Raw genomic sequence first — 15,530 nt, forward strand, 5'->3', positions numbered from 1 at the left:
TAATTCAACTAAAGTGATGGGGTTTTACAGCCTTTTCATTTGTTATGATTTGGACAATCTAGAAGGAGAATTTATTATGAGTTTCACATTTGATTTTGCATTGACGACGCCCGCTTTGGTCTTTCCTGCAATTTCTTTATTAATGCTCGCATACACGAATCGTTTTGTCGTTCTGGCGGATTTAATCAGACAACTCTACGACCGGCATAAAGAGTACCCCAAAGCAGAAAACTTGAATCAGATACTGAACTTGCAATATCGCATGAAAATTATCAAACGCATGCAACAGTGTGGAGCAACAAGTTTTGCATTTGCGGTCTTAAGCATGATTACTTCAATGCTTTACATCCCTTATTTATCGGGAATTCTGTTTTTAACAAGTCTAGTGCTATTATTATTTTCTTTAATTTTTTTGCTGAAAGAGCTCAGCATTTCAATAGATGCACTCACAATACAGCTTGATGACCTGACCGTTCAGGTCAATGAAGACTAAATTCCTACAAAAAAAAAGACCAAACATCACGCGTTCGGTCTTTTTTTTAATGCATAAGGCGTTCTTCATTATTGATGAGTTCGACAAACTCTTTAATTGTTTCAAAAATCGATTTAATTTGATCGGGATTCATTGCCGTGTCATCTCCCGTTAAGAAGAATTCTACGATAGGCAAAACATCCGCTTCTTCCATTGCATCCCGAAATGCTGTTACAAAATCAATAATGTAATTAGCAAGTTTTTGATCATAAATATTTCGTTGAATTTCATGCGTTACCGATTCGAAATCATCTTCTAATTCGAATAAATTGATTGGACGAAACGGTGGAATCACAATTTGTAATGAAGCATCTGCCGGATTTTTATTCATAATAATAAGTTGATTCATTTGATTTTCCATAATATCAGCGTCCTTTCATATTTAGTATAGCATAGGCTTTAGGACATTGCATTTTGAATACTCAAGTGCCTATAATAGTGCAAAGGAGATTAATTATGAACCGTATACAAAAATTACAAACCATTATGGATGTTGAACAATTGATTATATCTGATGCAGCAATGCTTTATTATTACACCGGACACCGTTTTGATGTTGGTGAACGCATGATTGCACTTCTTGTTAAAAAAACAGGAGCTCCAACACTTTTCTTAAACAAACTTTTCGAAGCTCCCGATGATCTACAAACTGTTCAATTTAGTGATTCTGAGGACTCGATTGCTATTCTTGGATCTCATTTAGAACCAGGAACACTCGCAATTGACGGAAATTGGCCTGCACGTTTTGTCATCCCATTCATCCCAACACATACATTAGTAAATGCTTCACCGCTTCTCGAACAAATTCGTACACTAAAAGATGCGCATGAACTAGCACTTCTTGAGACTGCATCTCAACACAACGATCGTATTATGAGTGAAATGCACGACTTAATTAAAGTAGGAATGACGGAACGAGAACTCGCCGAGATAGTTCGAACGAAACAAAGTACTGCACCGCTTCAGGGACCGAGCTTTGAGCCGATTGTTATTTTTACTCAAAATATTGCAGATCCTCACGGTGTTCCAACCGACCGAGTTTTGGAAAACGGCGATGTTGTTCTTGTCGATATGGGTGGATTCTACGAAGGTTATGCATCAGACATGACTCGTTGCTTCTTTGTTGGAAGTAACAAAGAGCTTGAACCTATTTATGAAATTGTACGCCGAGCTAATGAAGCAGCCATTGCCGCTGTAAAACCCGGAGTCACATTAGCAAGTATTGATAAAGCTGCACGAGATGTGATTACAGAAGCTGGTTATGGCGAATACTTTATTCATCGCACTGGCCACGGAATCGGAACTGAAGCACACGAAAATCTCGATGTTTCTGAAACCAATCAAAAAATCGTTGAAGTTGGGATGTGCTTCTCCATTGAACCCGGAATCTATATTCCAGGAATTGGTGGTATTCGAATCGAAGATCTTGTTCATGTTACGATTGATGGGGTTCATGTTATGAATCAATTTAGTAAAGAACTCACACGCATCTAGAGAAAAAAACAACCGGACGGTTGTTTTTTTTAGTCAATGAATTCAACTGTTGCAATGCGTTGATCTGTATCTGGACGATCGTTACGATTACGACTTACTGATACGATTTCCTGAATTGTATCAAGACCTTCGATTACTTTTCCAAATGAAGCATACTGACCATCTAAATGTGGTGAATCTGCTGCCATGATGAAGAATTGACTCCCTGCACTGTTTGGATCCATAGCACGTGCCATTGAAAGTACTCCAAGAGTATGTTTTAAGTCATTTTTAAATCCGTTAGATGTAAATTCGCCATCAATTGAATAACCGGGGCCACCCATACCTGTTCCATCAGGGTCGCCACCTTGAATCATAAATCCTGGAATTACGCGGTGGAAGATTAAACCATCATAAAATTTATCTTCAACAAGTTTCGTAAAATTTGCAACCGTTTTCGGTGCGATTTCAGGATAAAGTTCAGCAATCATTGTTTTGCCATTTTCCATTGTGAATTTGATTGTATTTTTCATTGAAATACCTCCTCAAACATCATAACAAACATGGTATAATTTTACTAGGAGGATACCACAATGAAAGTAATTATTAATGCGGATGATTTTGGATTAACTTCAGGCGGAAACCGTGCCATTATTGAATGTCACAAGAATGGAGTCCTTACATCCACAACGCTTATGGCTACAACAAAATATACTCAAGAAGCAATTCAACTTGCAAAGGAAAATCCGTCACTCGGTGTTGGTGTACATATGGTCTTGACTACAGGTCGTCCCATCTTGGATTCGCACAAAACCCTTGTAGACGAAACCGGCAAGTTTAAATATACAATTAATACAATTGATGATGCAATTGACCATGAAGAACTCTTTGCAGAATGGGATGCTCAAATTGAATCAATCAAGCAACACTTAGATATTACACATCTCGACTCCCACCATCACGTTCACATGCATCCAAAAATTAACGATGTCGTTGTTCGGCTTGCAAAGAAACATAATGTTCCTTACCGATCAGAACGTTTAAACCTTCCCACCGAAGTCTTAGTTGATGGCGCTTTCTATAAAGAAGGAGTATCACTCGATTATTTTAAAGAACTTTTCGAATCTGATAAGGCAGCATGTGTCGATGTTATGACTCACCCCGCCTATGTTGATGACTATCTTGAATCAATTTCAAGTTATACCTCTTGGCGTCAAGTTGAACTAGAAATACTCACAAGCCAAGATCTAAAAGATTTGGTTAACAAACATAACATTGAATTAATCACTTACCGTGATGTTACGGCTTAAACATTGAGTTTAAGCCTTTTTTTTGTTATAATGTAAGAGATTACAACGACACGTGGGGATAACTATGACACATAAATATCAGAGTATTAGTTCCGACATAGAACAACGTATATTAAGTGGTTATTATAGCGATGGCAATAAACTGCCTACTGAGGAAGAGTTGGGTAAAGAATTCAACGTGAGCCGCAATACCATTCGCAAAGCAGTTGATACACTTGTAAAACGTGGATACATTATGGCGGTTCAAGGTAGCGGTATGTTTATTCGCAATATCGCACAACAAGATAATTCAATCATTAATTTAGAAAATTTTCGCGGCTTAACCGCTGATTTTCAAAACAGTACCATTGAATCACAAATCATTGAATTCAATGAGACCATCGCAACTGAATCTCTCGCAGAAATTATGAACTGTGCGGTTGGTACAGAATTGTATTACATCAATCGACTTCGAATCATTGACGGTAAACGATGGGTTGTTGAATACTCATACTATAACAAGCAATACATTCCATTTTTGAATGAAGATATCATTAATGATTCCATTTATGATTACATTCGAAATGGATTGAACCGACAAATTGGGTATGTAGACCGTGTTATTGAAGCGGCACCGCTTAATCTTCGTGATGCCCATCTTTTAGGCCTTCAAGAAGGTGACCCAGCGCTAATTTCGACCAACAAATCAATGTTTAAAACTGGCGAAATTTTTGACTACTCCATTGATATCCATCACTACAAATACACCAAATTCTTGAAACTATCTAATCTATAAAAAAGAACTTCACAGAGGATTTGTCATCCGGTGAAGTTCTTTTTTTATATTTCAACAACTTGGAAGAACAATGTTCGCCCTAAGTCTGATTCTTTAATACGATCTTTAAATAAACGAATCGCACGATCCATTTGATCGGGTTTATTAACTGAATAAATTAGTTTAATTCCTTGTTCTTTTTCGAGTGTATATACAAAGCCTTCGACTTCGTAATCCTCAAATAGACCTTTAATAAAATCACGTTTTAATGGGCTTGAAATTTGAATCATTTTACTCTGCCTCCCCCTCTACTAACATTTTAATACCTTCAATACGAGCTCTCACTTTCTTCTTTGCACTACCACGTAAAATTGGCAGTGACATCAGACTGTAGTTTAATGAGCGCAACGTACTCTTTTTACCTTTGCCGCTTTCGCTTGCAGTAAGGTAAGTACCTGTTCCAGCTTCATCCGCTTCGAGATTGTACTCCGTCTCAACCAGATCACGACCTGACTCAGACTGAATAATCAAACGGTGTGGTTTTTCCTGAATTGTAACCTCTTGACGAATGGCAATGACCTTACCAGTAAAGTTCATGGTTTCCGCTTCAATTGTTTTACCAAGTAATTTTGATGGACTTGTTTTAAAGACTTTCGCAAACTCAAGTTCAATAAAATTCCATACGTCTTCAATAGGTTTCTCAATGTAAATCGTTTCTTTAATCATGTGTGCTCCTTCAATAGATAAGTCCTGTATAAATAGATTATACAGGACTTCCGAATATATTTCTATTAAGAAAGACGTCTAATCTATGCTTCAATACCTTCTGCGCGGTTTGCAACAAATACGAATGGTACGTAGAATGCAAATGCGATAGCAAAGTTAACTGCTGCGATAATACCAGCACCAATGCTGAAGTTTGTAGCCAATAATGCGTTCAATACTGGAGGCGTTGTCCAAGGAATCGAGTTAACGATAGGACCAGCGAATCCAGAAATTGATGCATAGTATCCAATCATTGCAAGAACTGGTTGGTTCAATACAAATGGAATAATGTAAATTGGGTTCAAGACGATAGGAATACCGAAGAGAACAGGTTCGTTAATCATAAAGATACCAGGAGCGAGTGATAAACGCGCAACTTCCTTTTGATCACGTAATTTTGAAAAGAGTAAGATTGCAAGGATTAATGGAAGTGTTGCTCCCGATCCTCCGTGCCATACATATGCATCCCATGAACCACTTACCCAGTATGCTAAAGTATTTTGTCCTAGAGGGTCGAATCCAACATCTCTAACACCTTGAGCATAGGCTTGTAAGTTGTGGTTTTGTAAGTTTCCATAGATTGGACTCATAACTGGAGCCAATAAGTTAGCACCGTGTAATCCAAAGAACCATAGAATTGGAACAAGAATTGTAATAATTAAGATCAATGTTGGACCTTGTGAAATCGATGCAAATGGTTTCGCAATATATACTTCAAAGAGCATGAAGATATTTGGGTTTGCCGCAGCCTCTCCAAACATTTGTTCTAATCCAGACCATTGGACTTTAGTAATTGCAAATTTAACTGCAGCGAATAAGAACAATACAACTGTACCAGGAATGATTCCTGTAAATCCACGAGATACTGCAGGTGGGACTGTATCTGGCATTTTAATTGTAAGGTTACGGTTAACAATTGCGAAGTAGATTGCTGGGACAAGAAGTCCAACAATTAAAGCAACGAATACTCCCTGACTTCCTAAGTAGTGACCAATCCAAGGAGCAATCATTTGGTTCTTACGTCCTAAAGCACCTAAGATGATAAATGATCCAATTGAAATTGTACCTGTGACAAGTGCATCTTGTCCTTCATTTTGTGCACGAAGGTAAGCAATTGCAAATGCGAGTGCTAAACCTAGAATTGAGAGTGTTCCTGCATCCATAGTTGCAAGAATTGGTGAAATATATTCCCCTGTAAACTTGAAGAACCCGGATTCAGCTGACCCGCCAACGAATGTTGACAATAAGCCAGTTGGGCTGAATACAACGTTGTTCAATAGTAATGCGACAGCACCAGCCATAACAAGTGGCATTAATGCAGCAAACGCATCACGGATTGCAATCAGGTGACGCTGATTACCAATCTTAGCAGCAATTGGGACTAACTTGTCCTCAAAAAACTGGATAATTCCTTCCATAACTTCCTCCTCTTAACATCTCCTACGATGTCCTTGTACCTTCATTATAAAAGTTGTAGGTACGAATTACAGTCATATTATAACTAACATTATAATCTTTGTAAAGGCTTTCTTTACGAAATGTTATAACGTTTGAACCAAAAACCACTCCTAAAGCCGTATAACCTAAAAAAAAACTACTTTATAAAGTAGTTTTTAGATTATCGTTTGTAGTTTTGTAAGTCTTCAAGCACTGATGCATTGACACGCTTACTGAATTCCGTGAGGAGTTTTACAGTGTCAACATAATCTTTACGGTGAATAATACCATAATGTGAATGAATATAACGTGTAGGAATAGAGATTGAAAGTGTAATAACACCATCGTGAACTTTATGAATTTCACCAGAATCAGTACCACCCGCTGCTAAGAGCTCAAACTGGTAATCAATACCCAATTCATCACTCAAATCTTGTAGGTAGTATAGAAGTCCTTTATGACCGATGTAAGATGCATCCATAACTTCGAGAGTTACACCTACACCTAATTTAATGCGGTTATCTTCACCAGGTGTATCCTGTGCGATTGTCGTATCAATAGTAACGGCAATATCTGGATTAATTTTTTGCGCAGCAGTCTTAGCACCACGAAGTCCAACTTCTTCTTGAACAGTTCCCACTGAATAAATATGTGCATCTGTCTTTTCTTCTTTTAATTGACGAATAACTTCAGCTGAAATAGCCGCACCAATACGGTTGTCCCACGCTTTTGACATGAGGTAGTTAGGGTTAGCCAATACATGGAAATCAGCTTTAGGTGTTATAGCATCACCAACTTGAACACCAAGATACTCTAGTTCTTCTTTACTGTTTACACCCATATCAACATATAGATCTTTGAGTTCCATAACTTTATTACGAACTGCAACAGGCATTCCATGAGGAGCTTTTGACCCGATTACGCCAACATAGGCTGCACCTTTACGTGTTGTGACAGTCACAGGTTGTGATAGCAATACATGAGGCCACCAACCGCCTACTGGGTGAAGGCGAATAAATCCATTTGCATCAATTGATTTCACTAAGAAACCAATCTCGTCAATATGACCCGCAAACATAATTTTAGGTCCATTTGCAACACCTTCTTTATGAGCAATGATTGATCCCAAATTATCATATGAGATATCATCAGCCGCATCTTCCGTCCAATTGCGATATACTTCCGCGATTTCACGCTCGTGTCCTGAAATTCCATTTGTAAGTGTGAAATCTGCAAGCATACTTAAATTCACATCACCATACGCCTCTTCCAACTTAAAATTATTTTTATCCATGCTATATTCTCCTTATTTCTACAACTTTAATCTCATTGTGATGATTCCTCAAAATCATGAGTTGTTTTACTCGTAATATCATACCACAACATTTCTCAGTTATCACTTCTTATGATAGAAAAAGTGCCCGAAGGCACTTATAAGTTAGACATGAGTTGATCTTGTAAGGTTTCATTAAATTGGTTGGTATACAATCGATGATAGTAACCTTTAGCAGCTAAAAGCTCTTCATGTGTTCCATCCTCAATGATTTCTCCCTTTTTAACAACAAGTATGCGATCAGCATTAACGATTGTTGATAGACGGTGAGCAATGATAAAACTCGTCTTTTCTTTTAATACAGTGTCAACTGCATACTGAATAATTGCCTCCGTCTCTGTATCAATGGATGATGTTGCTTCATCTAGTACAAAAATTGAAGGGTTTGCAAGCAATGCACGCGCGAAGGAAATAAGTTGTTTCTGTCCCGTTGAAAGACGTCCACCACCTTCACCGACATCCGTATCATATCCATCTTCCATTTGCATAATGAAACTATGTGCGTTCACCAATTTAGACGCTTCGATGATCTCTTCATCAGTAGCATCCAAACGACCATAACGGATATTATCTTTAATAGTACCCGAGAACAGATGCGGAGCTTGAAGTACATAACCTAGGTGTGAATGAAGCCATCCAATCGAACGATCTCGATAATCAACTCCATCAATCAACAGTTCACCAGCTTTAGGTTCATAAAAGCGACAAATCAGATTAACAATCGTACTTTTACCCGATCCAGTTTCTCCAACTAAAGCGATCCTTTGACGTGGTTTCACTTTAAGATTGAAATTCTTTAGAATTGGCTCGTCCGGATTATAATAGAAATCAACGCCTTTGAATTCGATGTCCCCCACTATATCTTCATATACAGATTCGTTAGGTTCAAGTATCGTACCATATTTTGCAATAACATCATCACGATCCACAAGATCTGGTTCGATTTCGAGTAATGAAAGCACACGTTCGGCAGATGCCTGTGCCATTTGTAACGAAGCTAGTATATTCGCAATGTTACGTAATGGTTCGTAGAACTGTCCTGCGTACTGATTAAAGAGAATTAATGTACCAAATTGGACCAATCCTTGGATAACCATATTTCCACCAATAGAGATTACGCCAGCGCTTCCTAACGACGTGACAATAATGATGACAGGAAAGTAAAGTGAACTTAAGATAATTGCACGCATCGTACGCGAACGCATTTCAGATGTTAGGACACTAAACTCTGAAAAATGCAATTCTTCCAATGCCATTGTCTTTGTTGTTTTCGCTCCAGATATTCCCTCACTAAAAGCACCTGTTATTTTTGAGTTCACTGCTCGAGATTTTCGATAGCTTCGTAAGATGCGACGTTGAAACCATGTGCTAACGCCGTAAATAAATGGAATTACCGACACAACAACTAATGCAAGTTTCCAATTTGTTACAAACATGACAATCGCAAGCATGATCATCATAAATACACCCCAGATTAAATCAACAAAACTCCAGGACAAGATTTCCGACAAACGAGAAATATCACTAGTAACCCGTGCCATAATCCAACCACTCGGTGTTCGATCATAATACGAAAACGGTAAGTTTTGTAACTTCTTCATTGCATTTTGACGTGTATGGTAACTAACATCCATTTCAATTAATCCACTTTGATAAATGAATTGATAAATCAGATACGCTTGGATGATAACCAATCCAGCATATGCAAGTCCAAATAGAATAATATCTTGCGTTGTCCCTTGTCCTACATAGAATACATCAATAGCATGTCGGTTGAGTAAGGGTAAGGTTACACCAATCGCTGACTCTCCTAAAACAATAAACAGTGCAATAAACATACGTTTCTTACTTTGTGCAAGTAAACCAAGTATTTTTCGCCATAAACCAGTATCCAGCGTTTCTTCATCAAAAATTTCTTCTTCATATTCTGGATTCATTATTGATCACCTCCAAACTGATTGCTCTGAATGTTGGCAATCGTTTGATATAGCCCCTTCTGAGCGATTAGATCATTATGGGTCCCGATTTGTTCCACACGACCATTATTAATTACGATAATCTTATCCGCGGTCTGTGCTGAATTAACACGGTGTGTGATAATCAACGTTGTCGCAGTAGATTTTGCACGTTTTAATTCATTTCTAATATTTGAATCGGTTTCAGTATCTAAAGCAGACAATGAATCATCAAAAATTACAATAGGTTGTTTGTTAATGACAGTTCTCGCAATCGCAACACGTTGCTTCTGACCACCACTTAAGGTAACGCCCTTCTCACCAACAGCGGTATTATAGCCCTGGTCAAAACCTGCAATTACATCGTGGATAGAGGCAACACGAGCCGCCTCATAAACATCATGCTCACTCGCATACGGAGTCGCAACACGGATGTTATCGAAAATTGACTTCGAAAATAGATACGGTTCTTGCAAGACAATCCCCACATTTTCACGCACATAACGCGGTGATAATGACGTAATATCATGATTATCGAAGCGAATCATACCTTCCGTTGCATCATAAATTCGAGTTAACAAATGCACAAGACTAGATTTTCCTGAACCCGTAGGTCCCATAATAGCCACAGTTTCTCCAGCCTTGATATCAAATGAGACGTTCCGAAGAACCCACTCAGTCCCATCATCATACATAAACGAGACGTTATCAAAGATGATTCCACCAGCAATTTGAGGTGTTTCACCTTCATCAAGCTGTTCGATATCAATTTCTAAAATTTCATTGAGGCGGTCAATTGAGACTGTCACTTTACCCATATCCGAAAGAATCCGTCCAACATTACGAATAGGCCACAACACAGTACTAATATATGTTACAAACACGACTGCTTGTCCGATTGTAAGTGCACCACTTCTGACTTCAAAAATACTTGCAACCAACACTGCAAGAATTTGCAAGAAACAAAGTAAATCCGAAGTTCCCCAATAAACTCCAAGTAACCAGATAAGATGTTTTGTTTTATCGCGATACTCTATATTCTTTTCAGTAAATTTATCAAGTTCAAAGCGTTCGCGATTAAAAGCTTTAACAACTCGAACTGCATCTAATGACTCTTTGAAAACTTCTGACAATGCAGCCTCCGCTTCATCACTCTCCTTGAAAACTGCTTGCATTTTCTTAAAAAACAAGAATCCAAAGAAAAAGATAAACGGAAAAACTATCATCGATATTAGCGTCATTTTAATACTAATTTGCGCCATTACTGTTAATGAAATGACAACCATAAAAATAGCATAAACAAATTCCCGTATTTGATTCGCTAAAAACCTATTAATAGTATCAACATCTGAAGTGCAGCGCTGAATTAAATCACCAGTTTTTGCGCGTACATGGTACGCATATGGTAATTTTTGTAGATGATCATAGAGATGATTTCTCAATCGTTCAGTAAACACCTCTGCAAAAATACCATTTGAATGACCACGCCAGTACAACATGATACTACTAATGACGTTAAGTCCAACTAAAACTCCAGCAATAATCCACAAATTATTGTGAATCGTTGCTATACCACCAAAAAACTCAGAAAATCGAATCCACACCGAGTTGGTGATTGGATCCATATTAATTACATTATCAATTGTGAATTGTAACAACAGCGGATTTACAAGAACGACACCAACATAAACAAATGTTGCAATAACCATATAAATCAGGTTTCGTTTGTAACCCTGTGTATAATTCTTTATAAATTTAATTTGGTTCATTACCACTACTCCTAATCACTATCTCTTAAATTTTTTAAGAATTGATTGGACCAAGTAGCCAGTTAATACACCAGTAGGTAACCCTGTTAGTAACATTACAGGAAGCCATGTAATCATGAGCGGCATATCCGTTATAAATATAATTACAAATATTTGTCCTAAATTATGAAAGGTTGCTGAGACTGTAGAAATTCCAATCTCAGACATATTTGTGAATTTATGAAACACTACCACAGCAGTGCTACTGAGTATAGCACCCATTAAGGCTAACCAGAAACCTGTGCCCACCAAAAATGTACCACGCATGAGTGATGCAATCACAACACGCATAATATTGACGATGAAAATTTCTTTAGCTCCAAAAATATATAGAGCAAACAGTCCCAAAACGTTCGCTAAGCCAAGCTTAACTCCTGGCAACCCAATTACAAACACGGGTTCCATCATATTGACTATTAGAGCCATGCCAACGAGCATAGTTAAAACAGTCATACGTTGTGTTTTATTTCTGATTGTCATCGAATAATAATATCTTCGTCAGTTGCTGCTTGATTTGCTTCCACCACAATTAGGATTTTATTAGGTAAACAAACAATTGGGACATTCGTTTTATCCACCCATCCTTGAAGTGAGCAATAGTTTAAAGGAGAAATCTCTTCGGCAACACGAATCTTGCCATCTTTGACTTCGACCACGACATCACCAAGTTCACCTGAAACAGTGTAGAACTCGTCCTTATTCATATTTATACGCAAGACTTCCTTATCTTTGAAAGTCACAACTGCCTGGGTTAAATCAGCATTCACTGTTTCGACTAACTTCCCAGTCGATAGGAATAACGCAACGCTTAAAATAAACACGATGCTGATGAAGACTTTATCTGATCGATTCATTGACTTCTCCTTTCTATATGTGTTGATTTTAGCATACTTTGACACAATTTGTTCAACATATTTCACAAAATACCGCTACTTTCCCGCAAAAGTCAAAAACCGTGAATATTTTTAGATATTATAAGATTAAATACAGCTTTATTCCCATTCAATCGATAAATTTAGTATAATTAATAAAGGTGATAAATATGAAAATGAAAATATTGGCAACAACTGATTTACATGGAAATATCTTTCCAACAAATTATACAAGTCGCGATAATATCGAAAGCTATGGTCTAGCACGAATTGCTTCTGCTATCCATTCCCTTCGCGAGAAGAATGATATTTTACTCGTCGACAACGGTGATTCATTCCAAGGAACACCACTGCTTACTTTTGCACATCAAAATGCAGAAAATTACATGAATCCAACTGCTGCAGCATTCAATACGCTTAAATATGATTTTATCAATTTGGGGAATCATGATTTCAATTACGGACCAGATATTCTTAAGAAATTTATTAGTGAAAACAATGCTCCACTACTTACATCTAATGTTGATATTGAGGGTAAACAGCTTGGAAATACACATATTATTGATAAAGGCGGAAAAAAAATTGCATTAATTGGTGTATTAACACATTACATTCCGAATTGGGAACGTCCAGCATATATTGAAAATATGACATTCAGAGATGCGCTCTCCCAACTTCAAACAGAAGTTTCACGTGTCAAAGATTCTGTGGACTTTGTGATTGCACTTTATCATGGTGGCCTTGAACGCGACCCCAAAACCGGTGAACCAACAGAACGATTAACTGGTGAGAACCAAGGGTACGAAATGACAAAAATAGATGGTTTAGATATTCTGATTACGGGACATCAACATCGCTCATTTGTTGAAGTAGTTAATGGCGTTCTTGTTACTCAAAATACTTTTAAAGGGCAAGAATACATTACAATTGATTTGGATTTAGAAACTGGTGAAAAGAGTGCGCAACTTCATAAAGTCAATGATTTACCAGTTGATGAATCACTGCTCCAACAATACAAAATTATTCAAGATAACGTTCAGACCTGGCTCGATCAACCCGTCGGAAAACTAGATGTACACTCGCCTTCACTAGTGATTGAAGACGAACTTGATGCAAGAATTCATAAACATCCGATTGTCTCATTCTTTAATCAGGTTCAGTTGGATCGAAGTAAAGCCGATGTATCATCTGTCGCATTGTTTAATGGGGCAACTGGATTTAATTCTGAAATTACAATGCGAGAGCTCGTAAGTACATACTTATACCCAAACACATTGGTCGTGAAGAAAATGACCGGTAAATCAATAAAAGAAATGGTCGAATTTAGTGCAAATTATTTTGCTTTCGATAATGAAGGAAATATCGTTCCTTCTCCTGAATTTATCAATCCTAAACCCCAACATTATAACTATGACATGCTAGACGGTATAGAATATACAATCAACGTATCAAAGCCAAAGGGACAGCGTGTCGAAAAAATTACTAGAAATGGTATTGAAATTAATGATGAAGATACACTAAACTTAGTAACAAATAATTATAGAGCAATGGGCGGCGGAAATTATACAATGGTTGCTGACTGTCCAACAGTTCAAGAGATTCAAGAAGAAATGGTCGATACTATTATGAATTATTTCCTGCAAAATTCTCCCGTAATTGTAAACCATGCTGATAATATTAAAGTAATCAAATAAATTTTTGTTTGACATGGAAAATGATTTTTGTTAGTCTTATTCGTGTACGACGAGGCACCCTGGTGCCTCGTTTTGCTTTTCAGGAGGTCTATATGATAAAAGCAATTGTTGGCGCAAACTGGGGCGATGAAGGTAAAGGTAAACTTACTGATGTATTCGCAAATGAATCTGATATTATTGTAAGATTTCAAGGCGGAAACAACGCTGGTCATACAATTATCAATGATCAAGGGAAATTCGCACTAAAAATGCTACCATCTGGAGTATTTTATGAGCATACTACAAATGTAATTGGAAATGGTGTTGCACTTAATATCCCTGCATTGATGAAAGAACTTAAAGAACTGGAAGATCGTGGAGTTAAACCTAAAATTGTTGTAAGCGATCGAGCTCAAATTGTCATGAGCTATCATAAACTTTTTGATGAACTCGAAGAGACAAGACTTGCTGATGCTAAATTTGGATCAACAAAATCAGGTATTGCTCCATTCTACTCTGATAAATTCGCAAAAATTGGATTTCAAGTGGCAGAACTATTCAATGAAAAATGGTTAGAATCTAAAGTTGAACGTATTTTAGATATCAAAAATACGCTCCTTGTCAATCTTTACGGACATGAACCCTTAGATAAGAATTCAATATTAAATGAATTAATTGAGTATCGTAACACAATTGAACCATTTGTAATAGACACATTTACATACTTGAATGACATGCATAATCAAGGGAAGAATATTTTATTTGAAGGTCAACTCGGAGCATTACGAGATCCTGACTTTGGAATTTATCCATATTCTACATCTTCATCAACGCTTGCACATTATGCAACTGTCGGTGCAGGATTGCCACATAAAATAGATGAAGTATGGGCTGTAACAAAGGCATATTCCAGTTGCGTTGGAGAAGGTGCTTTTGTTTCTGAGATATTCGGTGATGAGGCAGAAGAGCTTCGACGTCGAGGCGGTGATGCTGGTGAGTACGGCGTAAATACTGGTCGCCCAAGACGTGTAGGCTACTTTGATGCAGTTGCAACTAAATACGGATGCAAAGTTCAAGGTGCAACGCATGTAGCATTAACTAATATTGATGTGCTATCATATCTTGATGAAATTAATGTTGTTGTTGCGTATGAGTATAATGGAAAAGTTTCCACACGATTTGGCAACATTACAGAGCTCGAATCCGCGAAACCAGTAATCAAGTCATTTAAAGGATGGAATATTGATATTACCCAAATTTCTACATATGAAGATCTTCCTGAAAAATGTAAAGCCTATATTGAAGAACTAGAGAATCTAATTGATACAAAAATAGCGATTGTTTCAAATGGACCAAATCGAAAACAAATAATGTATCGCTAACATCAGCCCCGTATTCACGGGGTTTTTTCATATATATGCATAAAAAAAAGACATCCAAATGGATGTCGAATTACCTGGCAATGAGCTATCTTCACTAACGCTGGGCTAGATATTGTCGCCGCTAAAGTGCTTAACTTCTGTGTTCGAGATGGGAACAGGTGTGACCACTTTGCTAGAATCACCAGATCATGAGAGTAATCTCTCAAAACTGAATAACAGAAGACTTTGTATCTTTT

16 protein-coding genes and 1 rRNA gene are annotated in these 15,530 nt (G+C 37.4%); 6 read left to right on the top strand and 11 right to left on the bottom strand.

Annotated elements, in window-relative coordinates; genetic code table 11:
* The first annotated feature begins 76 nt into the window (after nucleotides 1–76).
* Complete coding sequence (locus GVV20_RS08390) at nucleotides 77–493, top strand: DUF2721 domain-containing protein (protein ID WP_159741745.1); 417 nt, start codon at nucleotides 77–79, stop codon at nucleotides 491–493.
* 46 nt (nucleotides 494–539) lie between these two features.
* Here the strand turns inward: GVV20_RS08390 and GVV20_RS08395 are convergent, their stop codons facing one another.
* Complete coding sequence (locus tag GVV20_RS08395; protein ID WP_159812858.1) at nucleotides 540–893, bottom strand: hypothetical protein; 354 nt, start codon at nucleotides 891–893, stop codon at nucleotides 540–542.
* A gap of 95 nt (nucleotides 894–988) precedes the next feature.
* Here GVV20_RS08395 and GVV20_RS08400 point away from each other — a divergent pair, with 95 nt between their 5' ends.
* A complete protein-coding gene (locus GVV20_RS08400; RefSeq protein WP_159741344.1) occupies nucleotides 989–2,026 on the top strand; it encodes a M24 family metallopeptidase in 1,038 nt (345 codons plus the stop codon).
* 29 nt (nucleotides 2,027–2,055) lie between these two features.
* Here the strand turns inward: GVV20_RS08400 and GVV20_RS08405 are convergent, their stop codons facing one another.
* Nucleotides 2,056–2,538, bottom strand: a complete 483-nt coding sequence (locus GVV20_RS08405) for a peptidylprolyl isomerase (protein ID WP_159648688.1) — start codon at nucleotides 2,536–2,538, stop codon at nucleotides 2,056–2,058.
* A 60-nt stretch (nucleotides 2,539–2,598) separates the two neighbouring features.
* On the opposite strand from GVV20_RS08405, the gene chbG reads away from it, so the two are divergent.
* Nucleotides 2,599–3,315 (top strand): chitin disaccharide deacetylase, encoded by a 717-nt coding sequence (gene chbG / locus GVV20_RS08410; protein ID WP_159741343.1) that lies wholly within the window; start codon nucleotides 2,599–2,601, stop codon nucleotides 3,313–3,315.
* A 64-nt stretch (nucleotides 3,316–3,379) separates the two neighbouring features.
* Complete coding sequence (locus GVV20_RS08415) at nucleotides 3,380–4,090, top strand: GntR family transcriptional regulator (RefSeq protein WP_159638059.1); 711 nt, start codon at nucleotides 3,380–3,382, stop codon at nucleotides 4,088–4,090.
* Between the two features lie 44 nt (nucleotides 4,091–4,134).
* Here the strand turns inward: GVV20_RS08415 and GVV20_RS08420 are convergent, their stop codons facing one another.
* From GVV20_RS08420 to GVV20_RS08455, 8 genes are all read right to left on the bottom strand, one after another.
* Nucleotides 4,135–4,359, bottom strand: coding sequence for a hypothetical protein (locus GVV20_RS08420; RefSeq protein ID WP_159638057.1), 225 nt, complete (start codon nucleotides 4,357–4,359; stop codon nucleotides 4,135–4,137).
* Between the two features lies 1 nt (nucleotide 4,360).
* Complete coding sequence (locus GVV20_RS08425; protein ID WP_159741342.1) at nucleotides 4,361–4,795, bottom strand: SRPBCC family protein; 435 nt, start codon at nucleotides 4,793–4,795, stop codon at nucleotides 4,361–4,363.
* An 83-nt stretch (nucleotides 4,796–4,878) separates the two neighbouring features.
* Nucleotides 4,879–6,252 (bottom strand): PTS sugar transporter subunit IIC, encoded by a 1,374-nt coding sequence (locus GVV20_RS08430; RefSeq protein ID WP_159741341.1) that lies wholly within the window; start codon nucleotides 6,250–6,252, stop codon nucleotides 4,879–4,881.
* A 200-nt stretch (nucleotides 6,253–6,452) separates the two neighbouring features.
* A complete protein-coding gene (locus GVV20_RS08435; RefSeq protein WP_159638051.1) occupies nucleotides 6,453–7,565 on the bottom strand; it encodes a M42 family metallopeptidase in 1,113 nt (370 codons plus the stop codon).
* 137 nt (nucleotides 7,566–7,702) lie between these two features.
* On the bottom strand, nucleotides 7,703–9,541 hold the full coding sequence (locus GVV20_RS08440) for an ABC transporter ATP-binding protein (protein ID WP_159741340.1): 1,839 nt from the start codon (nucleotides 9,539–9,541) through the stop codon (nucleotides 7,703–7,705).
* A complete protein-coding gene (locus GVV20_RS08445; RefSeq protein ID WP_159741339.1) occupies nucleotides 9,541–11,328 on the bottom strand; it encodes an ABC transporter ATP-binding protein in 1,788 nt (595 codons plus the stop codon). Before GVV20_RS08445 ends, GVV20_RS08440 begins: the two co-directional genes overlap by 1 nt.
* A gap of 18 nt (nucleotides 11,329–11,346) precedes the next feature.
* On the bottom strand, nucleotides 11,347–11,847 hold the full coding sequence (locus GVV20_RS08450; protein ID WP_159812860.1) for a Gx transporter family protein: 501 nt from the start codon (nucleotides 11,845–11,847) through the stop codon (nucleotides 11,347–11,349).
* A complete protein-coding gene (locus GVV20_RS08455; RefSeq protein WP_159638043.1) occupies nucleotides 11,844–12,221 on the bottom strand; it encodes a NusG domain II-containing protein in 378 nt (125 codons plus the stop codon). Before GVV20_RS08455 ends, GVV20_RS08450 begins: the two co-directional genes overlap by 4 nt.
* 188 nt (nucleotides 12,222–12,409) lie before the next feature.
* On the opposite strand from GVV20_RS08455, the gene GVV20_RS08460 reads away from it, so the two are divergent.
* Complete coding sequence (locus GVV20_RS08460) at nucleotides 12,410–13,933, top strand: bifunctional metallophosphatase/5'-nucleotidase (protein ID WP_159741671.1); 1,524 nt, start codon at nucleotides 12,410–12,412, stop codon at nucleotides 13,931–13,933.
* A gap of 92 nt (nucleotides 13,934–14,025) precedes the next feature.
* Nucleotides 14,026–15,294 carry an adenylosuccinate synthase gene (locus GVV20_RS08465; protein WP_159741672.1) on the top strand — a complete coding sequence of 423 codons (1,269 nt, stop codon included), beginning with the start codon at nucleotides 14,026–14,028 and terminating at the stop codon, nucleotides 15,292–15,294.
* Nucleotides 15,295–15,366: 72 nt separating this feature from the next.
* On the opposite strand, the gene rrf is transcribed toward GVV20_RS08465, so the two are convergent.
* Nucleotides 15,367–15,480, bottom strand: a 5S ribosomal RNA gene (gene rrf / locus GVV20_RS08470).
* Between the last annotated feature and the right edge of the window lie 50 nt (nucleotides 15,481–15,530).

This window comes from Erysipelothrix aquatica, assembly GCF_009828775.2.
GTDB classification, from domain to species: domain Bacteria; phylum Bacillota_I; class Bacilli_A; order Erysipelotrichales; family Erysipelotrichaceae; genus Erysipelothrix; species Erysipelothrix aquatica.

Coding starts and splice junctions, on each gene's coding strand:
- GVV20_RS08390 (WP_159741745.1), top strand. CDS start 77: ATGAGTTTCACATTTGATTTTGCATTGACGACGCCCGCTTTGGTCTTT.
- GVV20_RS08395 (WP_159812858.1), bottom strand. CDS start 893: ATGGAAAATCAAATGAATCAACTTATTATTATGAATAAAAATCCGGCA.
- GVV20_RS08400 (WP_159741344.1), top strand. CDS start 989: ATGAACCGTATACAAAAATTACAAACCATTATGGATGTTGAACAATTG.
- GVV20_RS08405 (WP_159648688.1), bottom strand. CDS start 2,538: ATGAAAAATACAATCAAATTCACAATGGAAAATGGCAAAACAATGATT.
- chbG (WP_159741343.1), top strand. CDS start 2,599: ATGAAAGTAATTATTAATGCGGATGATTTTGGATTAACTTCAGGCGGA.
- GVV20_RS08415 (WP_159638059.1), top strand. CDS start 3,380: ATGACACATAAATATCAGAGTATTAGTTCCGACATAGAACAACGTATA.
- GVV20_RS08420 (WP_159638057.1), bottom strand. CDS start 4,359: ATGATTCAAATTTCAAGCCCATTAAAACGTGATTTTATTAAAGGTCTA.
- GVV20_RS08425 (WP_159741342.1), bottom strand. CDS start 4,795: ATGATTAAAGAAACGATTTACATTGAGAAACCTATTGAAGACGTATGG.
- GVV20_RS08430 (WP_159741341.1), bottom strand. CDS start 6,252: ATGGAAGGAATTATCCAGTTTTTTGAGGACAAGTTAGTCCCAATTGCT.
- GVV20_RS08435 (WP_159638051.1), bottom strand. CDS start 7,565: ATGGATAAAAATAATTTTAAGTTGGAAGAGGCGTATGGTGATGTGAAT.
- GVV20_RS08440 (WP_159741340.1), bottom strand. CDS start 9,541: ATGAATCCAGAATATGAAGAAGAAATTTTTGATGAAGAAACGCTGGAT.
- GVV20_RS08445 (WP_159741339.1), bottom strand. CDS start 11,328: ATGAACCAAATTAAATTTATAAAGAATTATACACAGGGTTACAAACGA.
- GVV20_RS08450 (WP_159812860.1), bottom strand. CDS start 11,847: ATGACAATCAGAAATAAAACACAACGTATGACTGTTTTAACTATGCTC.
- GVV20_RS08455 (WP_159638043.1), bottom strand. CDS start 12,221: ATGAATCGATCAGATAAAGTCTTCATCAGCATCGTGTTTATTTTAAGC.
- GVV20_RS08460 (WP_159741671.1), top strand. CDS start 12,410: ATGAAAATGAAAATATTGGCAACAACTGATTTACATGGAAATATCTTT.
- GVV20_RS08465 (WP_159741672.1), top strand. CDS start 14,026: ATGATAAAAGCAATTGTTGGCGCAAACTGGGGCGATGAAGGTAAAGGT.